Origin of the sequence: Clostridium hominis, assembly GCF_014287825.1 — a bacterium.
In the GTDB taxonomy this organism is placed as follows: Bacteria; Bacillota; Clostridia; order Clostridiales; family Clostridiaceae; genus Clostridium; species Clostridium hominis.
Map to the genome: position 1 here is coordinate 21,040 of NZ_JACOOO010000038.1, position 11,643 is coordinate 32,682.

The following is an 11,643-nucleotide window of genomic DNA, read 5'->3' on the forward strand; positions in this document are numbered from 1 at the left end:
AGAAGTATGCAAAAATATAATCAGAATAATCCGCAGCTTATTAATTCTATGGTATGTGCTATAGATATATTAGGATTTTCACAAATGATAGTGGATTCTTGTAATGAGGGAGAGGGAAACAAGCTACTTAATGAGATTAGCTTTCTTATAAATAAGAACAAGCAATGTATAATCCCAAATAAGTACAGTCAAGGAAAGATAAAGATATATACTGATAATATGATTGTTGGATACCCTATAAAAGATGATGGTGAGGAAGAGTTAGACGAAATATTGGACAATGTATCAGAATATCAATTTAACCTAGCGCTAGAAGGCCTTTTCGTTAGAGGGGGCGTAAGTGTAGGTGAATTTTATATAAATGAAGATATTGTTTTTGGACCAGCTCTTTTGGATGCTCATAATACGGAGAGTAATCTAGCTTGCTATCCAAGAATTATATTAGACAATAAGACAGTTAGTAGATTACAAAAGTACATAAATAATTATGAGGTTGCACCACAACACAAGAAAATACTTATTGATAGTGATGGGCAGTGGTTTTTAAATTATTTAAATACTATATTTAAATGTTATACAGAATGTAACAATGAATATGAGTTTGAAAAGGCACAAATAGAATTACTTATTAGACATAAAGTTAAAGTTGAAGAGATGCTAGAGTTAAATAAAAAAAATATAAGAGTATGGGACAAGTATGTATGGACAGCTAATTATCATAATTATTTCTGTAATCTAAATTTTCCAGGTGAAAAACAGTTGAAAATATCAAGAAAGAGGTTACTTTCATGGCCAAGAGAAATTTCAAAAAATGATTTTTAATATCATAACTATATATTATGAATTCAAATGAAATTTATTTGTAGTAAATCTTTAATTCAAATATGTTGAAGTTTTCATATAATTATGATAGTATACAAAATGCATAAAATTAAATAGGCAAATCTAAGGGAATCTAGATACGCAAAGCTATAGGGACTAAAGTTTACAAAGCTATTCTTTTTGGGTAGCTTTTTTTATGTACTTCTGAGGGGAATAAATAATCAGAGGGAAAAAGGTGAATAAAAGGAAAATAGTGGCCATAATGACAGCTGCAAAAGTTTCAAGATTAGAAGCATATCATAATGGAAAACAGATTTTATACAGCACCAAATTATAATGCAACAATAAAAAGGAAAAAGAATTTTAAGTATGAAAGATTATTAATTAAATTTGTAATCTTTTAATATTGGTAAAAAAATTATAAAGTAGGAGAGGGAAAAAATAAAGATTAATTATGGAGTGATTTTTGTATGAAAAGGATAACTTTAAAAGATATTGTGATAGTCATACAGAGAACATTAGATTCTATGGATGACAGATTAGCAGGTCATGGAGAAAAGGTTGCATATATAATGTACAAGCTATTAAAATGTCATGGAGGATACAGTGATGAAGAAATCTTAAGAATGATTACATTAGCTGTGTTCCATGATATAGGTGTATATAAGATAGAGGAAAGAGATCACATTGTTGATATGGATTTAGAGATTCCAATGAACCATTCTGTATATGGATATTTATTTATAAAGTATTTTTCACCTCTATCAGATTTAGCAGATATAGTATTAGGGCATCATTTGTATCCTAAAGATTTTAATGATTCAGCTAAAGTAAAGATTCCTAAAGAAGCACTCATATTAAATTTAGCTGATAGTATTGCAGTTTTACAATTGCATTTTAATAAAATAGACCCTATGTTAATATTAAATAAAAGTAGTAATGATCTACTTGAAGAGCATAAAGAGTTATTTAAAAAAGCATGTAATGAATATGATTTAATAGAAAAAATAGAAACTGATACATATTTAAATGAGTTATATGAAATTTTAGATAAAAGAGAGCTATCAAGAAGAGAAATAATTGCATATGCAAGGATGTTAAATTATGCTATAGATTTTAGAAGTGAATCTACTGTAGTACATACTATAACTGTGGAAGAAATAAGCTGGCAAATATCTAAAATGTTAGGATTAGATGATTATAAGTCAACAATAATCAAGATAGCATCTATGCTTCATGATATAGGAAAATTATCAATTCCAATAAATATCTTAGAAAAGAAGGGAAAGCTTACTCAGGAGGAATTTGAGATAATAAAATGTCATACTATAGTTGGATATAATATTTTAAGTAATATGGGAATAGATGATATACGAGATATAGCAACACTACATCATGAGAAGTTAAATGGAACTGGATATCCATTTTGTTTAAAGGGTGATAATATATCAAAGGAAGCAAGAATAGTAGCAGTTGCAGATGTATTAAGCGCTTTGATAGGAAAGAGAAGTTATAAGGATGAGTTTTCAAAGGATGAGGTTATATCAATATTATCAAATATGGCATCTAATTATGAGATAGACAAGGATATATGCAAATTAGTAATTGAAAATTATGACTATATTGAAAAAAGAGTTAAAGCTAATACGAAAAATACACTAAAATTATATAAAAATTTAATGAATGAGTATAAAGAGTTATTAGAATATTTTGAAAAAATAAGTTTTATCCTTAAGTAAAAGAGATGATAAGGATGTTAGTTAAGTATGTATTGATGTAAAAGTCGATACATACTTTTTTTACTATTAAAGACTAAAGAGGTGTAATGATGGGCATGAGGAAAGTATTCCTTTAAAAGAAGGACTATATAGATGTGTTGACAATAAATTGAAATAGTGATATAACAGAAATTGAAGATTAGCACTCGATGAGTTAGAGTGCTAACAAAAATATCTTTAAATTAGAAGGGGAGATTTAAATTGGAAAAGAAGCAATTTAAAGCAGAATCAAAGAGATTATTAGACATTGTTATTAACTCTATCTATACACATAGAGAGATATTTTTAAGAGAGTTAATATCGAATGCAAGCGATGCTATTGATAAAATTTATTATAAAAGCTTAAGTGATAGCACACTTACATTTAATAAAGAAGATTACTTTATTAAAATAACACAAGATAAAGAATCTAAAACATTAACAATATCTGATACAGGTATTGGTATGACTAAAGAAGAATTAGAAGAAAACTTAGGAACTATTGCAAAAAGTGGATCTCTTAAGTTTAAAGAAGAAAATCAAATAAAAGATGGATATGATATAATTGGTCAATTTGGTGTAGGATTCTACTCAGCATTTTTAGTTGCAGATAAGGTTACTGTAATAACAAAAGCTTTTGGAAGTGATAAAGCTTATAGATGGGAATCAGAAGGAGTTGAAGGATATTCAATCGAGGATGCTACAAAAGATTCATATGGTACAGATATAATATTACATCTTAAAGAAAACACTGAAGATGAAAATTTTGATGAATATTTAAATGAATATAGAATAAAATCATTAATTAAAAAATACTCAGACTTTATAAGATATCCAATTAAGCTAGATGTAACTAAGTCAAAGCTTAAAGAAGGTTCAGAAAGTGATTATGAAGAGTATAAAGAAGAAGAAACTGTAAACAGCATGGTTCCAATCTGGAGAAGAAATAAAAGTGAGCTTACAGATGAAGATTATAACAACTTCTATATGGAAAAGAGATTTGGATTTGATAAACCATTAAAACATATTCATATAAGCGTTGATGGTATGGTAAGCTATAACTCAATTCTTTATATTCCAGAAAATTTACCATTCAACTATTACACTAAAGACTATGAAAAAGGCTTAGAACTTTATTCAAATGGTGTATTAATAATGGAGAAGTGTGGAGATTTATTACCAGATTACTTTGGATTTGTAAAAGGTATAGTAGATTCACAAGATTTATCTCTTAATATTTCAAGAGAACTATTACAACATGATAGACAATTAAAGCGTATTGCTAAAAATATTAATAATAAGATTAAAAATGAGTTAGAAAATATGCTTAAAAATGATAGAGAAAGCTATGATAAATTCTACAAGACTTTTGGAAGACAATTAAAGTTTGGAGTTTATGAAGAATTTGGAGCTAATAAAGAAACTCTACAAGATTTAATAATGTTCTATTCTTCAAAGGAAAAGAAAATGGTTACTTTAGGTGAATATGTAGAAAGAATGCCTGAAGAACAAAAATACATCTACTATGCAGTTGGTGATTCAAATGAAAGAATAGAAAAGCTTCCTCAAACAGAGTTAGTTAAAGATAAAGGATATGAAATATTATACTTTACTGAAGAGATAGATGAATTTGCTATTAAAATGCTTATGAACTATAAAGAAAAGGAATTTAAATCAGTTTCAAGTGGTGATTTAGGAATAGAGGCTGATGAAAAAGATGAAGCTATAACTGAAGAGAATAAAGGATTATTTGAATCAATGAAAGAAGCTTTAAGTGGTAAGGTTAAAGCAGTAAAAGTTTCTAAGAGATTAAAGAATCATCCTGTATGCTTATCTTCAGAGGGTGAACTTTCAATTGAGATGGAAAAGGTTCTTAATTCAATGCCAAACAATGAAGGTGTAAAGGCAGATAAAGTTCTTGAGATAAATCCAAATCATGAGGTATTTAACTCACTAAAAGAAACTTTTGAAAATGATAAAGAAAAGTTTGATTTATATACAAATCTTTTATACAACCAAGCTTTATTAGTTGAAGGATTAAGTGTAGAAGATCCAGTAGAATTTGCAAATAATATTTGTAAGTTAATGAAGTAATAAAAATTAAGTTTATTAAAATATAGAATAACCTGATGGGTAAATTTATCTGTCAGGTTATTTTTTTATTGTTCAATATTTATCTACTACTCCAGATGCTATAAAATAGAAAGTGATTATGTTATAATATATAAAAATATAAAGATAGAGGTAGTAATATGGAAGAGTTAAACATAGGTAAAAAAATTCAAGATTTTAGAAATGCAAGCAATACTAGTGTAAGAGAGTTATCAAAGAAATCAGGAATTACAGCCTCTATGTTAAGTCAGATAGAACGTGGTCTTGTAAATCCATCAATAAATACATTAAGATCTATAGCTAACACTCTAGATGTTCCATTATTTTATTTTTTTAAAGAGGATGCTGAAAAAGAAGAGTTAGTTGTAAGAAAAAATAATAGAAAAACTATAGGTTTCCCTAATCAAAGTGATGTAAGGTATGATTTATTAGTTCCAAATACTTTAGGAACAATAGAGTTTTGTATGATGGAAATTCCGAATAGCAGTAAATCAGTAGAGGAAGCAGAAAGTCATAAAGGTGAAGAGGTAGCATATGTAATTGAAGGAAGAGTAGATATAATTGTAGCAGGTTTAAGATATACTTTAGATGAAGGAGATAGTATTCGTATTCCTCCAATGACAGATCATAAGTGGGAAAATATAGATACAAAACTTGCAAAAGTAATATTTGCAGTAACGCCACCAAGCTTTTAATTTATTATATGGTGTTAAGTATAACTTAACTAAAAGCCGGTTAAAAAATTATAAATACTAAAAAAGGGGCTATTAAGCTCCTTTTTGTTTTTTCTATAATTGTTCAATAAAAAGCATTAGCTAATGATAGATTCTTGGTTTGATAAAGGTGAATAATAAGATAATGTTAGAAATGATTGTGTTAAGTATTATTTAATTTTTTTAGCGATATATATTTACAAAAAACATATTTACTGTTAATATTAACTTAAAATTGTTAAGTAAGACTTAACATAATTGTTGTTGCAACAACTGGTAGTACAATATTGAAAATTATGGTAGTATTTACCGTTAATTTAATCTTAAGTATGTAGATAAATGTTCTTACGGGAATGCTTTAAATTTTAGTAGAAGAGGTAATGTGATGATTTTAGATAGAGCAATGTCAGATTGGATAACAGAGTTTCCAATAATTAAGGATTTAATAGAATTAAAAGAGACAGTATTTATTAATCCGAATAAAATAGATGCGGAAAAAGCAATAGAACAATGTAGATTTTCAATGGATGATATAGTAGATGTAGCAAAGCGTTGGGAGAGGTTTGCACCTTACCTTGCTATAGTTTTTCCAGACACAAAAGCTTTAAATGGAATAATAGAATCTCCAATAGTAAAAATAAGTAAGATGCATAAATATTTAAATGAAGAGTTAGGTAAAGAAATTCAAGGAGATATATATTTAAAATGTGATAGCAAGTTACCAATATCAGGATCAATAAAGGCTAGGGGAGGAATTTATGAAGTTCTTCACTTTGCTGAGTCACTTGCTATAGAAAAAGGAATGTTAAAATTAGAGGATGATTACAGTATATTAGCAGAAGAGAGATTTAAAGATTTATTTTCTAAATACAGCATAGCTGTAGGATCAACTGGTAATTTAGGATTATCTATTGGAATTATGGCTGCAAAATTAGGATTTAAAGCTACTGTTCATATGTCTGCTGATGCAAAGAAGTGGAAGAAAGATATGCTCAGAAGTAAAGGTGTTACTGTAGTTGAATATAAAGATGACTATAGTAAAGCTGTAGCTGAAGGACGCAAACAAGCTGAAGCAGATGAATACTGTTATTTTGTAGATGATGAAAATTCTAAAACGTTATTTTTAGGATATTCGGTAGCAGCACTTCGTTTAAAGAAGCAATTTGAAGAGGTTGGAATAAAAGTAGATAAAGAACATCCACTATTTGTATACTTGCCATGTGGAGTTGGAGGAGGACCTGGGGGGATTGCCTTTGGTATTAAAGAAGTATTTGGAGATAATGCGCATTGCTTCTTTGCAGAGCCTACTCACTCACCATGCATGCTATTAGGGCTTTCTACAGGATATCATGATAAGATATGCGTTCAAGATTTTAATATTGATAATAGAACTGATGCTGATGGGTTAGCAGTTGGAAGAGCATCAAGTTTTGTAGGAAACATTATGGAACCATTTATTAGTGGTAGTTATACTATTACAGATGAAAGAATGTATAAATATTTATATAAGATAATGGATTTAGAAAATATTAGATTAGAGCCAAGTGCTTTAGCCGGTATGTTAGGCCCATATAATATTGAAATTTCACCTAAAGGTAAGGGTTATCTTAAAAAAGAAGGAATAGAAGACATGAAAAATGCAACACATATAGTTTGGGCAACAGGTGGAAATATGGTTCCAGAGGATATAATTCAAGAGTATTATAATAAAGGTAAGAATATAAAATAGAAATTTTTTTATAAGCAGGTTAAAAAGAAATTTTTTGACTTGCTTTTACTTTGTTTAGCGTCTAATTTTTAACAAAAAGATATAGAAATTTATACCTTTTTCAATAAAAAGATGATAAAATAGTTAGAGTTAAAGTTTAACTAAAGTTTTTTACAAAAGAGGGGGTCATAATATGACTGAAAACAACAATAAGAAGATTATGTGGTATAGTCTTGCATTGATGGCATTCTCAGGAGTTTGGGGATTTGGTAACGTAATTAACGGATTCTCAGAGTACAACGGATTGCAAGCAATTGTAGCATGGATTATTATTTTTGCTATTTACTTTGTACCATATGCATTAATGGTTGGAGAACTAGGTTCTGCATTCAAAAATCATGGTGGAGGAGTTAGCTCATGGGTTGGAGAAACTATAAGCCCTAAAATTGCTTACTTTGCAGGATGGACATACTGGATTGTCCATATGCCATATTTATCACAAAAGCCTAATAGTTTTATGATAGCTTCAAGTTGGGCAATTTTCCAAGATGGTAGAATTAGTAATATGAATCCAGTTTTATTACAGGTTAGCTGTTTAATTATCTTCATAGTTGCTTTATATATAGCAGGTAAGGGAATTAACCCATTAAAGAAATTATCAGCTTTAGCAGGTTCATCAATGTTTATAATGTCAATGCTATTCATTTTATTAATGTTAGCTGCACCTGCTATTACAAATGTACAGTTAAATCAAATTGACTGGTCATGGAGTACATTCATGCCTAAATTTGATGCTGCATTCTTTACAAGTCTTTCTATATTAGTATTTGCAGTTGGTGGATGTGAAAAAATATCACCATACGTAAATCAAATGAAAGATCCAGCTAAGGGGTTCTCAAAAGGGATGATAGCTCTTGCTGTAATGGTTGCTGTAACTGCAATACTTGGAACTATTTCATTAGGATTAATGATAGATTCTAATAATATTCCAAAGGATTTAATGACAAATGGAGCATACTATGCATTCCAAAAGTTAGGGGAATACTATAACTTAGGAAATATATTTGTAATACTTTATGCAATAACAAATATGATAGGTCAATTTGCTGTTTTAATAATATCAATAGATGCACCTTTACGTATGTTACTTGATAGTGGAGATAGAAACTATATCCCAGAAAAGTTATTTGTTAAGAATGAAAATGGAGCATATGTAAATGGACATAAGCTAATATTTGTAATTGTATCAATACTTATAATTGTTCCAGCTATGGGAATTGGAAGTGTTGATGAGTTAGTAAGATGGCTTGTAAAATTAAATGCAGTAGTTATGCCACTTAGATATCTTTGGGTATTTGTTGCTTATATTGCATTAAAGAAAACTGGAGATAAGTTCGAGAGAGAATATTATTTCGTAAAGAATAAAACTTTTGGAATAATATTTGGAGTATGGTGTTTTGCCTTTACTGCTTTTGCTTGTATTGGAGGAATGTATTCAGAGGACAAGTTCCAATTAACTTTAAATATATTAACACCATTTGTATTAATCTTACTAGGATTTATCCTACCAAAGATTGCTAAGAAAAATAAAAAGGTAGAAGCTTAAAGAAAAAAATAAGTTCATAGATAATGGATTTATAATATTTTTTATATAGAAAGCACTTATCATAATAATGGTAGGTGCTTTTTAATATTTACGGACAATGGAATGAATAATGATCTTAAGTTACTAAAATGATGAATCGAGATAAAATAATAGTTATACTATTGAAATTAAATATTAAATAGTATATAGATATTATATAAAAAAACTATTTTTTAAAGTGAATAAGAATATAGTTTTAAATATTAAACTAAATAATAAATTTGATTTGGAAATAATTAAATCAGTATATAAGGAGATATATTATGAATAAGAAACTAAAGGTAAAAAGAACAGATAATAATATAATAGAAGTTAATATGAAGATACTTAATGCATCGTATATAGAAAAAATAATGAGACTTCAAGATGAAATAGTTGAAGGACTTGAAGATAAGCAGTTATATGCATCTACTGAAAAAGATGAATTTATGAAGTATATTGATAGCGAAGGTATAATACTTGGTGTAACTACTGAAGAAGATGAATTAATTGCAATGGGCGTATATGTTGCTAAAGGATATGATAAGAAGAATTATGGATATGATTTAGGTATAATAGATGAAGAATTATTAAAGGTAGGGCAAATAGAATCTACTGTAGTAAAAAATGAGTTTAGGGGAAACAGATTGCAGAAAGTTATTTGTGAAGAGTTAGAAAAGATAGCAAGGGAAAAAGAGAATACTATATTAACTTCTACAGCATCACCGTATAATAAATTTAGTGTTAATACTTTTATAGATTTAGGGTATGAGATAAAGGTAGAGAAAGTAAAATATGGAGGATTAAAAAGATACGTAATGATGAAAAAATTAAGTCAGCCAAATAAATAAGTAAGGAGTAAGTAAAGTATGAGATATGTGATAGTGTGTGCAATTAAAGGGGAAGCAGGAGATTTTAATAATAATTTAAGAAAAGATATATTAAAAAAGTTTAATGCTAAGTCTTCAAAGCTTCCAGCTCATTTTACTATAAAAGCTCCCTTTGAATACGATGGAAGTATTATAGATTTAGAAAACAATATTGAAGCATTTTGTAAGAGAGAGAGAAGTCAACCTTTTAGATTAAACAATTATAATCATTTTGATAATAGGGTTATTTATATGGATGTAGATATGTCAAAAGAAGGAAAGATGTTACATGATAGGCTTATTGAAGAGATAGATAAGTCTTCATATATTAATTTTACAAAAACTGATGGTAAGGATAAGGTGTTTCATGTTACTTTATCCTCAAAAAAATTACCTCCCATTTATGAAGAAGTATGGAACTATGTAAATCAGTATAAATTTGATTTTAAATGTAATTTTGATAACATAACAATTTATAAATGGGAAGAGAATACTTGGAAAATTTATAGAGAATTTCTTTTATTATTGTAAATTTAAATTATATAAATGAATCATTAATGCTACTAATACCATTAAACCAAACATAACGAAGATAGCTAATTTATTAATCTCTTTATTTTTTCTTTTTTTTATTTCTTCAAATTTTAATATGTCTTCTGATGTCATAGTTCTTAATGTTATTCTGTAGTAATTTGCTTTTTTAAAGCGAAGAATATTCATTTTTAAATTACCTCCAAAATTATGTAATCATAAGGATAATACTATTATAACACTTATTACCATAAAAAGGAAATTGCGTTACTTAAATGATTAACATTATGTTAGATAAATCATATATTTTAGTATCAAAAGAAAAAGTATATCTAAAGTATTAACAATATTTTTATTAATAATATGCTAAAATACAATTATTAGTGTTAATTTTCAACATTAGGGAGGCTTAATAGTGAATAGTTTAGATAAAGATTTTTATTTAGAAAAATACCCTCATATAGAGGAATATATAGAAAGAAGTAATATTGATTTTAAAGAGTTGCAAAAAATATATAATGACTTTGTAAAATTTGAGAACTCTTATGAAACTCAAGCAGATTTTATAGCTAATATATTACGTTCCAATGAAAATATACATTCTGTTAAATCAAGAATAAAAGATCCAGAAAGATTAATTGAAAAGATTATAAGAAAAACGGAAGATAGGAAAGTTAAAAATGGAAAAGATTTTCATTTTAATGTAGATAATTATAAAAATGAGATAACAGATTTAATTGGAATAAGAGTTTTACATATATTTAAAGACCAATGGAAAGATATACATGACTTTATAGTAAAGACATGGAATGTAGTTGAAATAACAGCAAACATAAGAGATGGAGACGATAGATATATATTTGATGATTTAGGTATAGAAGTAAGGTCACGACAATCAGGTTATAGATCAGTTCATTACTTAGTAGAATGTTATCCTACAAATCAAAAGGTTATAGCTGAAATTCAAGTTAGAACTATCTTTGAAGAGGGGTATGGGGAGATAGATCATAGGCTTAGATATTCTCATCATGAGATTCCGGAAATATTAAAATCTAATTTATTATTATTTAATAGGATAGTTGGAAGTGCTGATGAAATGGCTTCATTAATAAATATGTTAAATAATAACCTTGGAGATAAGGAGAATTATTATGAAAATAAGCTAAAGGAAAAAGAAGAAGAAATACAAAGATTAAAAGAGGAATTAAAAAAGTATCAAACTAACAAATAAAAAACTTGTAGAAATATGCCTAATGATGTATAATTATGCATATAAAAATTTAATAATATGTAGATAGAGGTTGCGGTATTTAATAGTATCTTTGCAAGAAAATTAAGCATAAGTGCAAAATGAAAGGAAATATCGCCGAAACAAATAACTGAGGCTTTAAGGTTATTATGTTGGGGTTATACAGAATATGTATAACACTGTCATAATCAAATGATTATGGAGGGCTATCACTGAAGTGTATTTTAAATAAGGTATTAATACTGAATTTATAAGAGT

10 protein-coding genes and 1 riboswitch are annotated in these 11,643 nt (G+C 27.7%); of the genes, 9 read left to right on the plus strand and 1 reads right to left on the minus strand.

Translation table 11 applies throughout. The annotated features are described in order from the left end of the window. Positions 1-6 precede the first annotated feature (6 nt). From H8S20_RS16135 to H8S20_RS16170, 8 genes are all read left to right on the plus strand, one after another. Positions 7-822: a hypothetical protein gene (locus tag H8S20_RS16135; protein WP_032118286.1), complete on the plus strand. Its 816-nt coding sequence runs from the start codon at positions 7-9 to the stop codon at positions 820-822. A 470-nt stretch (positions 823-1,292) separates the two neighbouring features. Then, positions 1,293-2,561, plus strand: coding sequence for an HD-GYP domain-containing protein (locus H8S20_RS16140; RefSeq protein WP_186860737.1), 1,269 nt, complete (start codon positions 1,293-1,295; stop codon positions 2,559-2,561). Positions 2,562-2,801: 240 nt separating this feature from the next. Next, on the plus strand, positions 2,802-4,673 hold the full coding sequence (htpG, locus tag H8S20_RS16145; protein WP_032118288.1) for a molecular chaperone HtpG: 1,872 nt from the start codon (positions 2,802-2,804) through the stop codon (positions 4,671-4,673). Positions 4,674-4,831: 158 nt separating this feature from the next. Beyond that, a complete protein-coding gene (locus H8S20_RS16150) occupies positions 4,832-5,386 on the plus strand; it encodes a cupin domain-containing protein (protein WP_186860738.1) in 555 nt (184 codons plus the stop codon). Positions 5,387-5,789: 403 nt separating this feature from the next. Further along, positions 5,790-7,133: a D-serine ammonia-lyase gene (gene dsdA / locus H8S20_RS16155; protein ID WP_186860739.1), complete on the plus strand. Its 1,344-nt coding sequence runs from the start codon at positions 5,790-5,792 to the stop codon at positions 7,131-7,133. A 172-nt stretch (positions 7,134-7,305) separates the two neighbouring features. After that, positions 7,306-8,718, plus strand: coding sequence for an APC family permease (locus tag H8S20_RS16160; RefSeq protein WP_032118290.1), 1,413 nt, complete (start codon positions 7,306-7,308; stop codon positions 8,716-8,718). A gap of 302 nt (positions 8,719-9,020) precedes the next feature. Further along, a complete protein-coding gene (locus H8S20_RS16165) occupies positions 9,021-9,587 on the plus strand; it encodes a GNAT family N-acetyltransferase (protein WP_186860740.1) in 567 nt (188 codons plus the stop codon). An 18-nt stretch (positions 9,588-9,605) separates the two neighbouring features. Then, the gene (locus H8S20_RS16170) at positions 9,606-10,136 is read left to right on the plus strand and encodes a 2'-5' RNA ligase family protein (RefSeq protein WP_186860741.1); all 531 of its coding nucleotides are present in this window, start codon (positions 9,606-9,608) and stop codon (positions 10,134-10,136) included. Here H8S20_RS16170 and H8S20_RS16175 read toward each other — a convergent pair. Next, a complete protein-coding gene (locus H8S20_RS16175) occupies positions 10,128-10,325 on the minus strand; it encodes a hypothetical protein (protein ID WP_032118293.1) in 198 nt (65 codons plus the stop codon). The genes H8S20_RS16170 and H8S20_RS16175 overlap by 9 nt on opposite strands. Positions 10,326-10,551: 226 nt before the next feature. On the opposite strand from H8S20_RS16175, the gene H8S20_RS16180 reads away from it, so the two are divergent. Beyond that, positions 10,552-11,367, plus strand: a complete 816-nt coding sequence (locus tag H8S20_RS16180; RefSeq protein ID WP_186860742.1) for a RelA/SpoT domain-containing protein — start codon at positions 10,552-10,554, stop codon at positions 11,365-11,367. 56 nt (positions 11,368-11,423) lie between these two features. Beyond that, positions 11,424-11,602, plus strand: a riboswitch (Lysine riboswitch). Positions 11,603-11,643 lie beyond the last annotated feature (41 nt).